General features: G+C 70.7%; 16 protein-coding genes. 3 read left to right on the forward strand and 13 right to left on the reverse strand.

Annotation, left to right across the window (positions count from 1 at the left end; genetic code table 11):
* Positions 1 to 6: 6 nt before the first annotated feature.
* The 4 genes from BK819_RS09435 to gabT all read right to left on the reverse strand — a co-directional run bounded on the left by BK819_RS09435 (position 7) and on the right by gabT (position 5,281).
* Positions 7 to 1,563, reverse strand: coding sequence for an APC family permease (locus BK819_RS09435; protein WP_062765097.1), 1,557 nt, complete (start codon positions 1,561 to 1,563; stop codon positions 7 to 9).
* Positions 1,563 to 2,447, reverse strand: coding sequence for a universal stress protein (locus tag BK819_RS09440; protein WP_071328919.1), 885 nt, complete (start codon positions 2,445 to 2,447; stop codon positions 1,563 to 1,565). The genes BK819_RS09435 and BK819_RS09440 overlap by 1 nt, the downstream gene beginning before the upstream one ends.
* The gene (locus BK819_RS09445) at positions 2,447 to 3,829 is read right to left on the reverse strand and encodes an NAD(P)/FAD-dependent oxidoreductase (protein ID WP_071328920.1); all 1,383 of its coding nucleotides are present in this window, start codon (positions 3,827 to 3,829) and stop codon (positions 2,447 to 2,449) included. The genes BK819_RS09440 and BK819_RS09445 overlap by 1 nt, the downstream gene beginning before the upstream one ends.
* A 90-nt stretch (positions 3,830 to 3,919) precedes the next feature.
* Positions 3,920 to 5,281 carry a 4-aminobutyrate--2-oxoglutarate transaminase gene (gabT, locus tag BK819_RS09450; protein ID WP_071329126.1) on the reverse strand — a complete coding sequence of 454 codons (1,362 nt, stop codon included), beginning with the start codon at positions 5,279 to 5,281 and terminating at the stop codon, positions 3,920 to 3,922.
* Positions 5,282 to 5,374: 93 nt separating this feature from the next.
* Between gabT and BK819_RS09455 the strand changes: the two genes are divergently transcribed.
* Entirely contained in the window at positions 5,375 to 6,883 is a 1,509-nt protein-coding gene (locus BK819_RS09455; protein ID WP_071328921.1) for a PucR family transcriptional regulator, read from the forward strand.
* Positions 6,884 to 7,041: 158 nt separating this feature from the next.
* Here BK819_RS09455 and BK819_RS09460 read toward each other — a convergent pair whose 3' ends face one another.
* Complete coding sequence (locus tag BK819_RS09460) at positions 7,042 to 7,431, reverse strand: riboflavin kinase (protein ID WP_071328922.1); 390 nt, start codon at positions 7,429 to 7,431, stop codon at positions 7,042 to 7,044.
* Positions 7,428 to 7,937, reverse strand: a complete 510-nt coding sequence (locus tag BK819_RS09465) for a flavin reductase family protein (protein WP_071328923.1) — start codon at positions 7,935 to 7,937, stop codon at positions 7,428 to 7,430. Before BK819_RS09465 ends, BK819_RS09460 begins: the two co-directional genes overlap by 4 nt.
* A gap of 103 nt (positions 7,938 to 8,040) precedes the next feature.
* Between BK819_RS09465 and BK819_RS09470 the strand changes: the two genes are divergently transcribed.
* Complete coding sequence (locus BK819_RS09470) at positions 8,041 to 8,634, forward strand: PadR family transcriptional regulator (RefSeq protein ID WP_071329127.1); 594 nt, start codon at positions 8,041 to 8,043, stop codon at positions 8,632 to 8,634.
* 23 nt (positions 8,635 to 8,657) lie between these two features.
* Here the strand turns inward: BK819_RS09470 and BK819_RS09475 are convergent, their stop codons facing one another.
* From BK819_RS09475 to BK819_RS09505, 7 genes are all read right to left on the reverse strand, one after another.
* The gene (locus BK819_RS09475) at positions 8,658 to 9,542 is read right to left on the reverse strand and encodes a ribokinase (RefSeq protein WP_071328924.1); all 885 of its coding nucleotides are present in this window, start codon (positions 9,540 to 9,542) and stop codon (positions 8,658 to 8,660) included.
* The gene (locus BK819_RS09480) at positions 9,535 to 10,914 is read right to left on the reverse strand and encodes an NtaA/DmoA family FMN-dependent monooxygenase (protein ID WP_071328925.1); all 1,380 of its coding nucleotides are present in this window, start codon (positions 10,912 to 10,914) and stop codon (positions 9,535 to 9,537) included. Before BK819_RS09480 ends, BK819_RS09475 begins: the two co-directional genes overlap by 8 nt.
* Positions 10,915 to 11,023: 109 nt before the next feature.
* Entirely contained in the window at positions 11,024 to 11,872 is an 849-nt protein-coding gene (locus BK819_RS09485; protein ID WP_071328926.1) for an ABC transporter permease, read from the reverse strand.
* Positions 11,865 to 12,662, reverse strand: a complete 798-nt coding sequence (locus BK819_RS09490; protein ID WP_083391732.1) for an ABC transporter ATP-binding protein — start codon at positions 12,660 to 12,662, stop codon at positions 11,865 to 11,867. Before BK819_RS09490 ends, BK819_RS09485 begins: the two co-directional genes overlap by 8 nt.
* Positions 12,662 to 13,765 carry an ABC transporter substrate-binding protein gene (locus tag BK819_RS09495; protein ID WP_256209432.1) on the reverse strand — a complete coding sequence of 368 codons (1,104 nt, stop codon included), beginning with the start codon at positions 13,763 to 13,765 and terminating at the stop codon, positions 12,662 to 12,664. The genes BK819_RS09490 and BK819_RS09495 overlap by 1 nt, the downstream gene beginning before the upstream one ends.
* Positions 13,766 to 13,988: 223 nt before the next feature.
* Positions 13,989 to 15,116: a DUF6226 family protein gene (locus tag BK819_RS09500; RefSeq protein ID WP_071328929.1), complete on the reverse strand. Its 1,128-nt coding sequence runs from the start codon at positions 15,114 to 15,116 to the stop codon at positions 13,989 to 13,991.
* A 22-nt stretch (positions 15,117 to 15,138) separates the two neighbouring features.
* The gene (locus BK819_RS09505; protein ID WP_071328930.1) at positions 15,139 to 16,584 is read right to left on the reverse strand and encodes a helix-turn-helix transcriptional regulator; all 1,446 of its coding nucleotides are present in this window, start codon (positions 16,582 to 16,584) and stop codon (positions 15,139 to 15,141) included.
* 242 nt (positions 16,585 to 16,826) lie between these two features.
* Between BK819_RS09505 and aceA the strand changes: the two genes are divergently transcribed.
* Positions 16,827 to 18,152 (forward strand): isocitrate lyase, encoded by a 1,326-nt coding sequence (gene aceA, locus BK819_RS09510; RefSeq protein ID WP_071328931.1) that lies wholly within the window; start codon positions 16,827 to 16,829, stop codon positions 18,150 to 18,152.
* Positions 18,153 to 18,229 lie beyond the last annotated feature (77 nt).

Raw genomic sequence — 18,229 nt, forward strand, 5'->3', positions numbered from 1 at the left:
TCTCTTTCAGACGGACGTGGGACGACGGCGGCGGCTGGGCGGAGCGTCCATACCCAGCGTCTCACCGCGGAAGAAGGCGGGGCGGCGGATGGCGTTCCAGATCATCACGGCGATGCCGACGACGATGATGAGGATGCCGAGGATGAAGACGATCCCGATGCCGCCGATCTCCGACCCGGAGCCGTAGGCCGGGTCCATGGAGTCGATCAGCGTGGTGAAGAACAGGATCGCCAGGATGATGCCGCCCACCAGCGGGAACAGGAAGGTGAAGAAGACGTTCCGCGCCGAGTCGAACCACTGCTTGCGGAAGTACCAGACGCAGGCGAACGCGGTGATCCCGTAGTAGAAGCAGATCATCATGCCGAGCGTGAGGATCGTGTCCCACAGCGTGTCCTCGCTGACCACGCGCATCACGGCGTAGAACGCGGAGGCCACGATGGCCGACACGATCGTGGCGTAGCCGGGGGTGAAGAACCGCGGGCTCACCTTCGCGAACGACTTCGGGAGCGCACCGTAGTGGCCCATCGCGAGCAGGGTACGGGCCGGACCGACGAACGTCGACTGCAGCGACGACGCCGAGCTCGTCAGCACCGCGAGCGACACGAGGAACGCGAGCGGACCGAGGATCGGTCCGGAGAGGTGGAAGAACACGTTCTCCTGGATGTCGCCGTTGCCGAGGCCGAGCTCCCCCGTGCCGACGCCCGCGAACATGATCATCGCGACGGCGAGGAGGAGGTACAGCGAGACGATCGTGAGCACGGTGACGGTGGCCGCGCGCCCCGGGGTCTTCTCCGGGTCCTTCGTCTCCTCGTTCATGGTGAGGGTGACGTCCCAGCCCCAGAAGATGAAGATCGACAGCGACAGACCGGCGGCGACGGCGCTGAACGACGAGATCGCGAACGGGTTGAACCAGTTGAGGTCGAACGGCTGGTAGTCGAAGCCGTTGCCGCCCACGGCCTGCACGATCGCGGCGACCGCGAAGAACACGAGCACGAGGATCTGGAATCCGACCAGCCAGTACTGCAGCTTCTGCGTGGTCTGCATGTCGCGGTACGACACCCACGTCGCGCCGAGCATGAAGAGCAGGCAGACGCCGATGTTGATCCAGGTCACGCCGGCGAGATCGGCGATCTCCGGATTGCCCGTGATCTGCGACAGCAGCAGGAACAGGAAGTCGACCGCGACGCCGGCCAGGTTGGAGAGCACGAGGATCGTGGCGACCACGAGGCCCCAGCCGGCCATCCAGCCCACCCACGGTCCGAACGCCCTGGCGGCCCAGGTGAAGGACGTACCGGAGTCGGGCATGCGGTTGTTGAGCTCGCGGTAGCCGAAGGCCACGAGGAGCATCGGGATGAAGCCGACGAGGATGATCGCCGGGATCTGCGCGCCGACCTCGGACGCGGTGGGGCCGACGGCGGCCGTGAAGGTGTAGGCGGGGGCGATGCACGAGATGCCGATCACGACGGCGCCGATCAGACCGACGGTGCCGGCGCTCAGGCCCTTCGTCGAGATTCCGGTCGTGACGCCGGATGCGGGCTCCGTCGCCCGGTTGGTGCTGCTCATCAGCGGTCTCCTGCTTCATCGCGGGTACGCGGGACGACGATCATGGGGACGGGCAGCTCGTGCAGCATCTTCGCCGCCGTGGAGCCCAGGAAGAGGCGGCGCGGCTGCGCCAGCCGGCTGGAGCCGACGAGCACGACCTCGCCGGGGAGCCAGGAGAGCCCGGCCACGGCGTCCTCCACCGTCTCGCCGGGGGCCTCCTCGACGACGGCGCCGAGACCGTCCGGCAGCCGCTCGGCGGCCACGGCCAGCACCTTGTGCGCGTGCTCGCTGCCGGCGAGGCGGATGGCGCCGGTGTCGAGCCCCGGCGGCACGTCGAACGGAACGAGGGACACCAGGCGCAGGCTCACCTCGGCGGCTCCGGCGAGGGCGACGGCCTGGTCGAGCACGCCCTCCGCGCCGGGACGGGTGCCGACGGCGACGGTGACGCGCGGGAGCACGTGGTCGTCCTGCTGCGCGAGACCGGCCGGCGCGAGAGCCACCGGGATCGGCGAGGAGTGCAGCAGCTCCGAAGCGACACTGCCCAGGCGGTGCCGTCCGAAGAGGCCCCCGCCGGCCGTGCCGATCACGATGACGCTGGCGTCGAACTCCTCACCGGCGGCGATGAGGCCCTCCGCGAACGACTCCGAGAAGCGCACGTGGCCGCTGCGCACGAGCTCCTGCGGCAGACGCACGACCGCGTCCTGCAGCCAGCTCCGCGCCTGCTTCCGGATGACGTCCTCGTAGGCGCGCTCCGGCGGCACGGCGGCGCTCCGGGTGCCCTCGGTCGGCAGCACGATCACGAGGTGCAGGGTCGCGCCGATGCTGCGCGCCAGTCGCGCGCCCAGCGCCGCGGCGTCCGCCCCCGCATCCGTCGCCGTGTAGCCGACGACGACCGAGCCGGTCATCAGCCGATGCTCTCGGGAGCGCCGGTCTCGCGACGGGCGTCGACGATGTTCGCGGCGACGAGGTGGCCCATGCGGATCGCCCCGTCGACGTGCTGGTACCCCGCTCCGGCCATGTCGCTGCAAGCGAAGTGGATCGGGCCGACCGGCGTGCGCAGGTCGGCGCCGTAGCGGTGCAGGCCCCCGAGGTCGAAGCTCGCGGCGTACGCGCCGCGGGTCCACTCCTCGCTGCCCCAGTCGCTCTCGTAGTAGACGACCGGGTTCTTGGCCTCGGGACCGTAGTAGTGCGAGAGCGACTCGAGGATGCGCTCCTTGCGCTCCTCGGCCGACAGCTCGAACACGCCGTCGGCGTTCGCGTCGGACACGAAGCCGACCAGGGTGCCGCGCTCGTCGCCGTGGTTGGTGTTGTCGTACGCCTCGTGCGAGAGCTCGTACGGGCTGAACGCCGTGCCGCTCAGACCCTGCTCGCGCCAGAACGGGCGGTCGTAGACCGCGTGCACCTTGATGACGAAGCCCATCGACAGGTGCTGGTGCAGCTGGTGCTGACGACGCGGCAGCGGCGGGACGAACGAGATGCGGTTGTAGAGGATGGGGGCGTGCGCGAGGATCGCATACCGCGCCCGGACCGTGAGGTCGTCGGTGGTCGCCACGACCCCGTCATCCGACCACTCCAGGCTGCGGACGGGCTGGTTCAGCAGCACGTCGTCGCCCAGGCGCTCGGCGAGACGCAGCGGCACCTGCTGCAGCCCGCCGACGACGCGCTTGTCGAGGATGAAGTCCGCGTCGACGAGGTTCGAGTACGAGCCGGCCGAGGCCGCCATGAGCAGCGACTGCAGCAGCGAGAACGCGTGGGTCGGCTTGGTCAGCATCGCCGAGCCGGTGGCGAAGGCGAGGTTGCGAACAGCCTCGTCGTCATCGGTCTGCGCGCGCAGCCAGGCGTCCCACGAGATCGAGTCCCACTCGGCCGCGTTCGGGTGCTCCCACGGGCGGTCCGGGTCGATCTCGGCGACGAGGGCGTCGAGGATGCCGGTGATGCGGGCGATCACGGCCTCGGTCTCCGCCGACACCGGGAACATCTCACCCGTGAAGCGGTGGGCCTGGCCATCCGGGCCGACGTAGACGCTGTCGCCCTCGCGGTACCGGCTGTAGGTCTCGAGGCCCAGCTCCTCGATCGTGTCCTTGAGCGCGTCCTGATCGGGCGAGACCCACTGGCCGCCGATCTCCAGCATCGCACCGTCGATCACGTCGGTCCACAGCCGGCCGCCCACGCGGTCGCGGGCCTCCAGCACGGCGACCGACAGTCCGGCCTTCCGCAGGTCGTTGGCCGCCGTGAGCCCTGCGGCTCCGGCGCCCACGATCAGCACGTCGCGCGTGATCTCAGCCATCTGCAACTCCTTCGTCGTCGGGGGATGCGGGGGATGAAGTACCGGTCGCGTCCCGAAATCCCCCGATCCGGGGACGCGACCGGACAGATGTCAGGCGCCGGCGAGCGCCTCGGCCACGACGTCGAGGCCCTCGTTCAGCAGCTCGTCGCCGATGGACAGCGGCGGGAGGAAGCGGATGACGTTGCCGTAGGTGCCGCAGGTGAGGACGATGACGCCCTGCGCGATGCACGCCTTGGCCACGGCGGCCGTGAGCGCGGCGTCCGGAGCCTTGGTCTCCGGGTCGACGAACTCGGCGGCGACCATCGCGCCGTGACCGCGGACGTCGCCGATGCGGGCGTCCTCGGCCTGGAGGGCGCTGAGCCGCCCGATGAGGATCTCGCCGATCTCGCGGGCCCGCTCGATGACGCCGTCGTTCTCGAACACGTCGATGGCCGCCAGCGCCGCGGCACAGGCGATCGGGTTGCCGCCGTAGGTGCCGCCGAGGCCGCCGGAGTGCGAGGCGTCCATGATCTCCGCGCGACCGGTCACGGCCGCGAGCGGCAGCCCGCCCGCGATGCCCTTGGCGGTGGTGATGAGGTCGGGCTCGATGCCGAAGATCTCGCTGGCGAACATGTGGCCGGTGCGGGCGAAGCCGGTCTGCACCTCGTCGGCGATGAAGACGACGCCGTTCGCGCGGCACCAGTCGACGATCGCGGGGAGGAAGCCGTCGGCGGGGACGATGAAGCCGCCCTCGCCCTGGATGGGCTCGATGATGACGGCCGCGAGGTTGTCGGCGCCGATCTGCTTCTCGAGCTGGAGGATCACGCGGGCCGCGGCCTCGCCGCCCTCGAGTCCGTCGCGGAACGGGTAGGACATCGGCGCGCGGTAGACCTCGGGGGCGAACGGGCCGAAGCCGCTCTTGTAGGGCATCGACTTCGCGGTCAGCGCCATGGTGAGGTTCGTACGGCCGTGGTAGCCGTGGTCGAACGCGACGACGGCCTGGCGTCCGGTGTGCTTGCGGGCGATCTTGATCGCGTTCTCGACGGCCTCGGCGCCGGAGTTGAACAGGGCGCTCTTCTTGGCGAAGTCGCCGGGGGTGACGCGGTTGAGCGCCTCGGCGACGCCGACGTACGACTCGTACGGCGAGATCATGAAGCAGGTGTGCGTGAACTGCGCGGCCTGCGCGGCGACGGCCGCGGCGACCTTCGGGTGCGCGTTGCCGACGGTGGTCACGGCGATGCCGGAGCCGAGATCGATGAGCGAGTTGCCGTCGGCGTCGACGACCACCCCTCCCCCGGCCGCGACGGCGGCGACGGGAACGGTGTGTCCGACACCGGCGGCGACCGCGTCCGCCTTGCGGGCGAGGACCTCGGCCGACCGCGGGCCGGGGAGTTCCGTGACGAGGCGACGCTCCTGCGGGAGGTCGGGGCCGCCGAGGGGGACTGCGGGTGCTGCGGTGTCGAGGAGAGCCATGTCGCGAGCGTACGGCGGCAGCGGAGACGCCCGCATTCGCCAGAACGTACAATCGGAGAATTGATTTCGCCGTCTCGTACAATCGGAGATCGCATGGCCCCCACCGATCCGCCCACGCTGTCCGCCCTGCTGCGGCGTCGGGATCTGGACCTGCGCCTCGTCTCCGCCGCCGCCGACCTGCCGGACGGCGCCCTCGACCGTCCGCTGCGCTGGGTGCACAGCTCGGATCTCGCAGACCCGACCCCCTTCCTCGCGGAAGACCTGGTGCTCCTGACCACGGGTACCCAGTTCGACGACGCGGACGCCATCCCGCCCTACGTCGTGCGCCTCGCCGAGCGCGGGGTGCTGGGCCTCGGGTTCGGCACCGACGTGCATCGCTCGGGAACGCCGGAGGAGTTGATCGCGGCGTGCGCCGACCAGGGCATTCCGCTGTTCGAGGTTCCGTACCGCACGCCGTTCATCGCCGTGGCCCGCGCGCACTCCGAGGCGATCGCGGCACAGGCTTACGCCCGGCGCACCTGGGCGCTGGACACCCAGCGCGCCCTCGCCCTCGCCGCGCTCCGACCGCGCGGACTGGACGCCATCGTCATCGAGCTCGGCCGTCGTCTCGGAGCCTGGGCCGGCATGTTCGACGCGGCGGGCGACCTGCTCGTCGCCCATCCCCGCGATGCCTTCTCGACGACTGTCCGGGAAGAGCTCGGGACGCGGGTCCAGGAGATCCTCGACCGCGGACTCGAGGCGGGGCAGTCCCTCACCCTCGAGGCGCACACCTTCATGCTCTTCACGGTGGGGCGGGGCGGGCACCTGCGCGGCGTCCTCGCCGTGGAGGCCGACACCCTCGACCAGGAGGCCAGAGCCGTCGTCACGTCGGTCATCGCGATGGCCGGACTCGCGCGGGAGCAGAGCGAGCAGCTCGCCCGCGGCCGACGGCGGCTGCACACGCAGCTGCTGCGCTCGCTCCTGGGCGACGACCCCGGCCTCGCGCGCCGGGTGCTCGGCAGCCTCCCGCCCGCCCCCGTGGTGGTCGCCGTGACCGGAGAAGCCCCGGCGGAACCGCTGCTGGACTGGTGGGAGCGCCGACGCCTCGAGCACGGGACCCCGGCCTTCCTCGCGGACTCCGAGGACGGCGTGGTGATCTGCATCTCCGTGACCGACGAGCCGCTTCTCGACGATGTGGCCGCCCGCTTCACCGCCCGCATCGGCGTCTCCGCTCCGGAGGGCTACGACGCCTTCTCCCGGGCGCACGCGCAGGCCCTCGTCGCCCTCCGTCAGCCCGGGACGAGCGGCGCCGTCCGGTACGCCGACACGGTCGGGTCGAGCCTGCTCACCGCTCTGGCCACGGATGAGGCCCGGCTCGTCGCGGAGTCGCGGCTCGCCCCGCTGCGGGAACACGACGCCGCCCACGGCACCGCGCTCGAACACGCGCTGCGCACCTGGCTCGACCACGACGCGCGCGCCGAGCAGGCCGCAGCCGCCCTCGGCATCCATCGCCACACGCTCCGCTCCCGGGTCTCCCACGCCGGAGCCCTCCTCGGGGTCGACCTGACGACCTTCCCCGCCCGGGCCGAGGTGTGGGCCCTCCTGCAGACCGCCCGCGACTGACCCGGCCCCCTCCGTCCCCGCCACTCCCTCCTTCCTCCGCGACGCCTGCACGACCGCGCGGCACCTGCGCGACGGATCGGGCCGATGGGTCGTGCACCCGGACCGGGGCCGTGCAGGCGAAACTCGGAACCCGAACCCCGGAACCGGAGCCGACGGGCTCAGCGGGCGAGCAGCCGCCGGGAGGCGGCGATATCGGCGGCGGTGCGAGCGACGAGCTCCTCGACCGCATCGAAGCGGAGCGTCGGCCGGAGCAGCGCCACGAGCTCGACCGACAGCCGCTGCCCGTAGAGGTCGCGGTCGACGTCGTGCAGGTGCACCTCGAGACGCCGCGCCCGGTCGCCGCAGAACGTGGGATTGACGCCGACGCTCGCCGTCGCCTCCCACCGCCGGTCGTCGCCGGGCAGCCGCGCCCAGGCCGCATAGATGCCGTCGTCGGGCAGCAGCCGCTCGGGCAGGGCGAGGTTCGCGGTCGGGAAGCCGAGCAGCCGGCCGCGACCGTCGCCGGATACGACCAGGCCGGAGAGCACCGGGAGTGCCGGTCCGGTCACACGTCTGCGACGGGCGAGATCGCGCGGTAGCGGCTCTGGTGGAACACGAGCGGCTCGACGTCGTCGAAGAGCGTCACGTCCTGGATCTCGTAGAGCGCGATCTCGTGGTCGCCACCGTCGAAGGTGCTGTGCAGGCGGCAGGTGAGCCAGAGCGCGGCGTCGTCGATCAACACGGCCCCGCCCTCCGAGCGATGCCAGGCATGGCCGCCGAACCGGTCCCCTTCGCGCGCGGACAGCGAGCGGCTGAGCGGCTCGTGGTGCGCGGCGAGGACGCTCATCCCCAGTTCCGGGACGGCGCGCAGCACGGGCCACGTCTTCGAGGTGCGGGCGGCGCTGACGGCGACGAGCGCGGGCTCCAGCGAGATCGAGGTGAAGGAGTTGACCGCCATGCCGACAGCGCGGTCCTCGACGTGGGCGGCCAGCGCGACCACACCGGTCGGGTAGACGGAGAAGGCGCGACGGAGAGCGCGGTCGCGCGGCAGGGCGTCGGTCACGGCAGTGGTCATCACGAAGTCCTTTCGTTAGTCAACTTTGACTAGTTTGAATCATATGCATTTTTGACCATGCAAACAACAGGTTTCGTGACACCGAGCCGTTAGCATGAAGCGCATGTCGACCACCCGCCTCGTCGTCCTCGGCGCCGTCAAGCAGTTCCAGCCCGTGCACGGCTACTTCCTCCGCCGCGAGCTCATGACCTGGCACGTCGACGAATGGGCGCACATCCAGCCCGGGTCGATCTACAACGCCCTCCGCGCGCTCGAGGTCGACGGTTACGTGGCGGAGAGCGGCACCGAGACCGAGGGCAAGCGCCCGGCGCGCACCACCTACCGCATCACCCCGGCCGGCGAGGTGGAGCTGCAGCGCATGCTGCGCGAGAACCTGTGGAACGTCGCGGCATTCGACACCCAGGCGATCATGACCGTGGCCTCGTTCATGTTCGTCCTCAGCCGGCAGGAGGTCATCGCCGGCCTCGAGCACCGCCTCATCAAGAGCGACGCCATCATCACGCAGAACGGCTTCGACGTACAGGACACCCTCCGCTCGGAGACGACCCCGGAGTACGTCCGCGAGATCTTCGACCTCTCCACCGCCCGACTCACCGCCGAGAAGGAGTGGCTTCTGACGCTGCTGGAGCGGCTCCGAGCCGGGGCGTACACGTTCGCCGGTGAGACGACGGAGACCGAGCCCGCTCCCCCGCGCTGACAACGGAAGGCGCACGGCGGGACTCAGCGCCCGGCCACCATCACCTCCAGGGCGGCGACGGACAGCGCCGGAGTGGTCGCGCCGCGATGCCGGGCCACGATCGCCCCCGCGGCACAGGCGCGCACGAGAGCGTGCTCGATGTCGTGACCCTGGGCGAGTCCGGCGGCGAGGGCGCCGCAGAAGGCGTCCCCGGCTCCTGTCGTGTCGACGGCCTCGATGCGGAAGGCCGCCACGTGCACACCGGGGTGTCCCGACCGATGCAGCGTCACCCCCGCGGCCCCCTCCGTGAGCACGACCGCTCCGGCACCGGCGCTGAGGAGTCGCTCGACGCCGCCGAGCTCCGCGCACTCCGTCTCGTTCACGACCAGCACGTCCACCTCCGGCAGCAGCGCGACCGCCGCCTCGTGCGCGGGGGCGGCGTTGAGGATCGTGCGCGCCCCCGCACCCCGGGCGACCACGAGGGCGGCGGCGACCGCGGCGAAGGGCACCTCGAGCTGAGCGAGCACCACAGCTGCCCCGGCGATCCCGGCGAGGGCATCCTCTGGAGTGAGCTCGCCGTTCGCGCCGGCCGCTACGAGGATGCTGTTGTCGCCGTCGTCGAAGGCCAGCACATGCGCGACCCCGGTCGGCGCGGACGCGGAGCGGCGGAAAGCGGCCGCCACGCCCGCCTCTGTCAGCGCCGCCTCCAGCACGGCCCCGGCCTCGTCCGCTCCGACGACACCGCAGAACCGCGTCGCCGCTCCCGTGCGCGCCGCCGCGACGGCCTGGTTGAGACCCTTGCCACCGGGGAAGCGTCCCCCGGCCCGGCCGAGCAGCGTCTCGCCGACGCGGGGTGGGCGCGAGACCTCGACCACGAGATCGAGGTTCGCGCTCCCCACGACGGCGACGCCGGCAAGGGCCTCAGACACGGGCCATCGTCCGCCGGAACGACGAACCGATGTGGGACTCGGCCAGTGCAGGCGTCGGAGTGCCCATCAGCCGTTCCCGCAGCGACTGCGGCTCGGCGGCGGGGTCGCTGATCGCCCCGCGCTCCTTGAGGATCGGCAGCACGTGCTCGATGAAGTCGGCGGTCGACGCCGGCGGGATCACCGGGGCGAAGAGGAAGCCGTCGAGGTCGGCGCCGTCGGCGAGCTCCATCATCCGGTCCGCCACCTGCTCCGGCGTGCCCACGATCGGTCGGGCGCCCACCCCGTGCGCGTGCCAGTCGCCGAGCACGTCACCCACCGTCTTGTCGGCGAAGCGGGCGACCTGCGTCTGCGACAGTTCGGTGCGGAGCTCGGACATCGGCGTGCTCGGGTCGTACGACGACAGGTCGAGCCCGGTGAACCAGGCGTAGGACGCCACGGTGACCTCGGGGTTCTGCGCGTCGGCGACCTCCGCGTAGGTGCGGCGCGCCTCCTCCTCGGTGCTGCCGACGACCGCGGCGAACGCCGACATGATCTTCACCTCGTGTGCGCCACGGCCGTTCTTCACCGCCTCCTCGCGGATCGCCGAGGAGTGCGCGCGGAGCTGCTCGACCGAGCCGCTGCCCACGAAGATCGCCTCGCCGTGCTTGCCGCCGAACTCGCGGCCGGCGGGCGACGCGCCGGCCTGGAACAGCACCGGCGTGCCCTGCGGCGAGCGCTGCGTGTTGCCGTAGCCGTGCGAGCGGAAGTAGGGGCCATCGTGCGCGATGCGGTGCACCTTGGCCGGGTCGGCGAAACGGCCCGCCTTGTCGCGCTCCAGGGCGCCTTCCTCCCAGGCCTCCTCCCACAGCTTGTAGACGACCTGCATGAAGTCGTCCGCCATCAGGTAGCGCTCGTCGTGCCCGACCATCGGCACGCCGAAGCCCTGCACTGCCGTGTCGGCGGTGCCGGTGGTGACGACGTTCCAGCCGATCCGGCCGCCGGACAGGATGTCGAGGGTGGCCAGGCGCCGGGCGAAGGAGTAGGGAGGCTCGAGCAGGGTCGACCCGGTGGCGACGAGGCCGAGGCGGGTGGTCTCCGGGATGAGCGCGGCGAGGATGATCGCCGGGTCGAGCCGGGGCAGGTCCAGGCCCTCGACCGAGCAGATGTCCGGGCGCTCGCCGGCGACGTCGGCCCAGCCCCACGCATCGGCGAGGAAGAGGAAGTCGAAGCCCGCGTCCTCGACCAGGCGCGCGGTGTCGCGCCAGTAGTCGAGCTTGTCGAAGAGGTAGCGCCGGTTGTCGGGGTGGCGCCAGGTCGCGGTGCCGGAGTCGTTCGCCTGGGCGTTCTCGAAGAGTCCGAGCCGCAGGGTCTTCACGGGGTGCTGAGCGGTCATGGCGGATGCCTTCCTGGGAGTGGGGGATGGTGTCGTTCGGAGTTTCCGGGCACGCCGGGGGAACCCGGGGGCGCAGGGGTCGCGCCCCCGGGACCGGGGGGTCGTATGGTCAGCCCTTCGCGGTGACCTCGCCGTCGCTCCACCACAGGACGCGCCGGCGCACGACCGCGAGGAGCACGATGAGCAGCACCCCGAGCAGGCAGAGCAGGGCGATGCTCGCCCAGGTCACGGGCAGGTTCGCCTGCGCGGCCGACGTGGTGACGAGGGAGCCGAGTCCGGCCTGCTGCCCAGCCGCGACGAACTCCGCCACGGCCGCGCCGACCACGGCGAGGGGCAGCGCGATCCGCAGACCGGCGAACACGTACGGCATGCTGCCGGGGAACCGCAGCTCGCGGAAGATCTCCCACCGCGAGGCGTGCAGCGTCGTGAACACGTCCATGGCCTTCTGGTCCACGTCGCGGAGACCGGCGAGCGAGTTCACGAGCATCGGGAAGAACACCACGAGGCCGGTGACGATGAACTTCGGCACCATGCCGAACCCGAAGGCGACGACCAGGGCGGGAGCGATCGCGACGATCGGCGTCACCATCACGATGATGACCAGGGGCATGACGGCGCGCTCGATGATCTGGAACTCGGCCATCACGACCGCCAGGAGGAAACCCGCCAGGATGCCTGCCGAAGCGCCGACGACGACCTCGAGCAGCGTCACGAGGAAGTTGGACCAGTACATCCCCGCGTCCTCGACGAGGCTGGCGCCGATGGCCTCCAGCGTCGGGAGGACGTACGGGTTGGTCCACGCCACGATCTGCCAGAGCAGGGCCGCGATCACGAACGTGATCAGGGTCGGCACCCACGAGCCCCAGCGGAGCCAGCCGGGGATGCCGCGGCGGGGCTGCGCCTTCAGCCGGGCGGTGGCGAGGGTGGCGGTGGTGTCTCTCATCGTCAGCTCAGACATGGGCCTTCTCCGTCTGCGCGCGCAGCGCACCGCGCACGACTGCCTCCAGGTCGCGGAACTCGTCCGTCGCGTACGCCTCCTCGGTCCGCGGCCGCGGGAGGTTCACATCGATCACCTCGGCGATGCGGCCGGGGTGGGCCGCCATGACCACGATGCGGTCGGAGAGCATGATCGCCTCCGGCACCGAGTGCGTGACGAACATCACGGCCTTGCGGTTCGACTGCCAGAAGTCCAGCAGGGCGATGCGCTGCAGGTCGCGGTTCATCTCGTCGAGGGCGGAGAACGGCTCGTCCATCAGCATGATCGCCGGGTCGAACACGAAGGCCCTGGCGATCGCGGCGCGCTGCTGCATGCCGCCGGAGAGCTGCCCCGGGTACTTCTTCAGCGCATGGCCGAGGCCGAACGTCGACAGCACCTCGGCCGGATCGCGGAGGGCGCGGTCGCCGTTGGCCCCGCGGTTGATCCGCACGGGGAGCTCGACGTTCTCGCGCACCGTCTTCCACGGCAGCAGCGCCGGAGACTGCGGGACGAGACCGATCTTCTTGTCGCGGGAGGCCGCCGTGACGCTCTCGCCGTCGATCGTGACGGTGCCGGAGTCGGCGTCGAGGAGTCCGGCGACCACCTTGAGCAACGTGGACTTGCCGCACCCGCTGGGCCCGATCACCGACACGAACTCGCCCCTCCCGATCGTGAGGCTCACGTCGTCGAGCACCGTGACCTTCGCCCCGTCGACGCCGAAGGACTTCGAGACGTTCGTGACCTCGACGCCCGCGCCCTGTGCCGCGGTCATCACTTCTCCGTCCAGATGAGGGTGTCGCCGTCGTACAGGTCGGCTACGAGGTCCGGGTCCATCATGTCGGCGATGGCGGGGAGGTCCTTGACGTCGCCGTACTCCTGCACGATCTCGTACTCGGGCTGCCACATGTCCTCGGTCTGCACGCCGGGGTTGCCGCCCGCGCTCTCGCGCACCCAGGCCGACTCGACCTCCCACGTACGGGCGAGCTGATCGCGCGGGAACGCCGCACCCTGACCGTTCTCCTCCGCCAGGGCCGCCAGCATGTCGATGCATTCGTCGGCCTCGTCGAGGCAGAACTGCAGGGCTTTGAGGCTCGCGCGCATGAAGTCGGCCGCGACCTCGCGGTGCTCGTCGAGGAAGCGCGAGTTCACCTCCATGACGTTGTACGTGCCCTCGACGCCGAGGTCGGAGGGCAGGAACTCGCTGAACGGGAGGTCCTGCGCCTTGAGCGTCTGCGGCTGGTTGGAGGCGTAGCCGACGATCGCGTCGACCTGCTCGCGCACCACGACGGTCGGGTCGTAGTTGGTCATCTTCACCATCTCGACCTTCGAGACGTCGACCCCGGCCTCGTCGAGCATGGCCGAGGCGATGGGAGTGAGGTTGATGAAGTAGCCCAGCGAGCCGCCTTCGAGGTCGGTGAGGTCGTCGAGCTTCTCGTTGCCGAAGATCGAGAACGGCGGGGTGGTGCCGTAGGTGGCGACGGCGGTGAGGTTCTTGCTGTTCGCTGCGGCGAGCATCACATCGGAGGCGGAGCCGAGAGCGGTGAACTGCGCCTGCCCCGAGGCGACGAGCTGCTGCCCGTTCGCGCCGGAGGCGTTGATTTCCACGTCGAGGCAGAGGTCGTCGAAGTAGCCCAGCTCCTTCGCCAGGAACACGTCGAGCTGCCCGGCGCTGGCGGAGTAGCCGTAGCCGGAGATGTAGGTGATGGTGCCGGCATCCTGGTTGCGCTGGCAGGCGTCGCTGCCGCCCGCGCTCGTGGGGGCGGTATCGCCGCCGGGCGCCGGCGAGGAGCATGCTCCGAGCGTCAGCGTGGCGGCGAGAACGCACGTCAGGGTGGCAGTGGTGCGGAATCGGGTTTCCGCAGAGGAAGTAGCCATGAGGGTCCCTTCTCGGCCGTTCGTCATTGATGGCTCGATGAAAGTAACATAGTCAATCTTGACTAAGCAAGATCAAACTAACATCGTTCTGCACGATCCGGCGACGGACGCACGACCCTGCCGCCCACTGGGTCGTGCACGCGCAACCCCGTCGTGCAGGCGAGGCACGGACGGGACGGGATCGCAGGGGTGGGGCCGGGGCCGGTCCGTGTCGGGTCCGGGTTCAGGCGGGGGTTTCGCGGAGCGGCCAGGCGGGCCACCAGCCGTCGTCGAGCCCGCGCAGCAGGGCGGTCGCGCGCTCCCGCTCCTCCGCGGGCAGCTCCGGGAGCGGGCCCGAGCTGCTCTCCCGCCGCTCGCCGTCCGGCGACCGGACCTCCGTGTACAGCCACGCACGGCGACCGACGGGGTACTCCTCCCGGAAACCGCCAGCGGCGATCGACAGCACGATCCGCTCCAGCTCGTCCGCCGCGGTCTCGGCGGTCTCATCGCACGCATCGCAGATGCACGACGGAACGATCGCGTGGAACAGGGCGCCGGCCTCGACGCAGACGGAGGGAACGGCCGGCCTGATCGTGATCTGCGCACCACGCGCCGGTGCGAGCACGATGCGCTCCGCCCCGTCCTCCCCCACCTCTCGCCGCACCTCGACCACGTACTCGCGGGAGAGGTGCTCGACGAGCGCGTCGACCACGAGAGACAGCGGTGCGAAGCGCTCCGGGTGGGACTCCTGGGAGTACGACTCCTCCGGCGCGATGCCGTCGGGCCAGCGGTGTCCGTAGCGGATGACCTCGCCGCGGTCGTCGTGGAAGGTCAGGATCGGGAGAGCAGGCCGGACATACGCGCGCGCCGGGACGATGACGGCAGCGGGAGCGGAATCCTGCGCGGACAGCGCCCTCATCTCCTCGTCGTCGATGTCGTCCTGTTCCCACGACGCGAGCATCTGCAGGAACGCATCCCGCTGGTCGGGCTGCTGCACCATCCCCTGCACGAGACCCGTGACCGGGATCGAGAGGGTGTTGGTCCCGATCTCCGGCTCGCTCGTCATCCGCCATGTCGCGGCGGGGTGCACGACCGCGATGACGTTCCCCACGAACCGCGCCGCCGCCGTGGCCAGCGTCTCGCTCTCGAGCACCTCAGGATGACCGGCGATGACGTCCCACGTCGCCCCGAGGTCGACGGCGAGCACTGCGGGGTCGGTCCCCTGGCCCCGCGCGAATGCGGCGAAGGGCTCGAAGCCGTCGACGAAGCGGACCGGCCCCGGAGCGTCCGGCTGCGGGGGCATCCACAGGATCGCGGCGGCACCCGCCTCGGGCATCGGACCGAAGGGACCGGGGAAGACGTCGCTGCTCATCGACCGAGCGTACCGAGCGGGATCACCGGGGCGCGTGGGACTCCAGGAACTCGTACACGTCGGTGGTGTCGACGCCGGGGAAGGCTCCCGTAGGCAGAGTCGCCAGCAGCGTGCGCGGCGTCTTCACGTTGGGCCAGGAGTTCTCGCGCCACCGCTCCTCCAGCTCGGCGGGAGCCCGACGGCAGCACACCTCGACCGAGTGCTTCGAGACGCCGCGGTGCGGGGTGTCCCTGCCCACGAACCACCTCGTGTCGTCGAACCGTACCCCCACGCTCACCGAGTGCAGGCCCTCGCTCGACGCCTCGACGCGGGCGGTGCACCAGTAGGTGCCGTTGCCGGTGTCGGTGTACTGGTAGTACGGGTTGAAGCGGTCATCCTCGTCGAAGACCACCCGGGAGGTCCACCGGCGACAGCACATCTGCCCCTCGATGGCGCCGAGGCGGTCGGTCGGGAAGTTCACGTCGTCGTTCTCGTACGCCTTGGTGATCGTGCCCGACTCGTGCACCTTGAGGAAATGGACGGGGATGTCGAGGTGCCGCGTGGCGAGGTTCGTGAACCGGTGCGCCGCCGTCTCGTACGACACGGAGTACGCATCCCGGAGGTCTTCGATGGAGATCGCGCGCCGCTGCTTCGCGTCCTTCAGGGCGGGGACGACGTCGGCCTCCGGCATCAGCAGGGCGCCGGTGAGGTAGTTCGTCTCGACGCGCTGCCGGAGGAACGCGGCGTAGCTGCGCGGCTCGGCGTGCCCCAGGATGCGACTCGACAGCGCCTGCAGCACGGCGGTGCGGGCATCCCCCTTCGCCGGCACGCTGCTCGACAGGTACAGCCGTCCGTTGGCGAGGTCGGCGACGCTGCGGGTGGTCTGCGGCAGGTCGGCGGCGTAGTGGAGGGTGAAGCCGAGGTACGCCGCGATCTCGGAGGCGGTGCGCTGGGTGAGCGGCCCCCCGGGATGGCCGACGGCAGCGAGGATCTCGGCCGCCTTCGCCTCGAGGTCGGCGAAGTGGTTGTCCTGGCGCCGCATCAGGTGTCGGAGCTCCACGTTGGCACGTCGCGCCTCCTCGGGCGTCGCCGCGCGCTCGTCCTTCAGCCGATCGATCTCAGCCTGCAGGGCGAGCAGCGCCTTCAGCGCCTCCGTCGGCACGCTCTTGGCGATGCGGAACGGCGCGATGCCCAGCGCCTGGAACGTCTGCCCCTTCATCGCTCGCTCCAGAGCGATCTCGATCGCGCTGCGCTCGTCGAGTGGTTCCCCGGAAAGCAGCGCGTCGATGGTCACCCCGAGCGCGCGGGCGATGGCCTGGAGCTGGGTGAGCTTGGGCTCGCGCTTGCCCGTCTCGATCATCGACAGCTGGCTCGGCGCCCGATCGACCGCGGCGGCGAGCTCCTCCAGTGTCAGGCCCCGTGCTGTGCGCAGCTGGCGGATGCGTCGTCCGACGGTGAGGGCGTCGGTCTCTTCCGTGGTGTCGTCCATCTCGGCTCCTCTCAGCCCGCTGTCCGCGTCGGTGCCGGATCGGGAATGCTCCGCGCGAGGCTTTGCCGGGATCCTTCTTGATCCCACCAGCCTGGGCGAGCGGTGCGTGAGGGCTGAGTCTGTCACGAAAACAGAAATTCGCGCAAACTTCTCCTCGATTCAGCGTGGGAGAGCAGGGGAACTTCACACAGAGTGGAGGCACGCCATCGGCACCGACGCCGATTCCCATCCGAGGAGACACCATGACGAACACCGCAGCGACCCCCACCCCGCGCCCCGCCGGCCTGCGCGCCGGCGATCAGGTCCAGACGGCCGCGGAGCTCCAGGAGATCTGGGACACCGACCCCCGGTGGGACGGCGTCGAGCGCACCTACTCCGCGGAGGACGTCCTCCGCATCCGCGGTTCGGTCCGCGAAGAGGCCACCCTCGCCCACCGCGGGGCGGAGAACCTCTGGAACCTCCTGCACACGGAGGACTACATCCGGGCTCTCGGCGCCTACACCGGTGGCCAGGCCGTCCAGCAGGTGCGCGCGGGCCTCAAGGCCATCTACCTCTCCGGCTGGCAGGTCGCCGCCGACGGCAACCTCGCCGGTCAGACCTACCCCGACCAGTCGCTCTACCCCGCGAACTCGGTGCCGGCGGTCGTGCGCCGCATCAACAACGCCCTGCTTCGGCAGGACCAGCTCGAGTACGCCGAGGGCGAGGTCACCCAGGACTGGCTCGCGCCCATCGTCGCCGACGCCGAGGCTGGATTCGGCGGGCCGCTCAACGCCTACGAGCTCGCGCAGTCCCTCATCCAGTCCGGTGCCGCGGGCATCCACTGGGAGGACCAGCTCGCGAGCGAGAAGAAGTGCGGCCACCTCGGCGGCAAGGTGCTCGTGCCCACCCAGCAGCACATCCGCACGCTCAACGCGGCGCGCCTCGCGGCGGACGTCGCCGGCGTGCCGACCGTCATCATCGCCCGCACCGACGCCCTCGCCGCCGATCTGCTCACGAGCGACGTCGACGAGCGGGACCGGGAGTTCACCACCGGCGAGCGCACCTCGGAGGGCTTCTACCGGATCCGCCCGGGCATCGAGTCGGTCATCAGCCGCGGCCTCGCGTTCGCCCCCTACGCCGACCTGCTCTGGGTCGAGACCGGGGAGCCGGACATCGCGCTGGCCCGGGAGTTCGCCGCGGCGATCCACGCACAGTTCCCCGGTAAGCTCCTGGCCTACAACTGCTCGCCGAGCTTCAACTGGAAGCGCCACCTGTCGGACGCCGAGATCGCGACGTTCCAGCAGGAGCTGGCAGACCTGGGCTACAAGTTTCAGTTCATCACCCTGGCCGGGTTCCACGCCCTGAACCACTCCATGTTCGACCTCGCCCGCGGTTACGCCGAGCGCGCCATGAGCGCCTACGTCAAGCTGCAGGAGGCCGAGTTCGCCGCCGAGGCCGACGGCTACACCGCCACCAAGCACCAGCGCGAGGCGGGCACCGGCTACTTCGACGTCATCTCCACCGCGCTCAACCCCGACAGCGCGACCCTCGCCCTGGCCGGCTCCACCGAGACCGCCCAGTTCCACTGATTCTCCCCTGTATTTCTCCCCCCACTTCCCCCGAGACCCCCGGTTCTCGTCGAGACCCCGCCCCGCACACGCCGCGA

The sequence above is a fragment of the Microbacterium sp. LCT-H2 genome, assembly GCF_001866135.1.
Classification (GTDB): Bacteria; Actinomycetota; Actinomycetes; order Actinomycetales; family Microbacteriaceae; genus Microbacterium.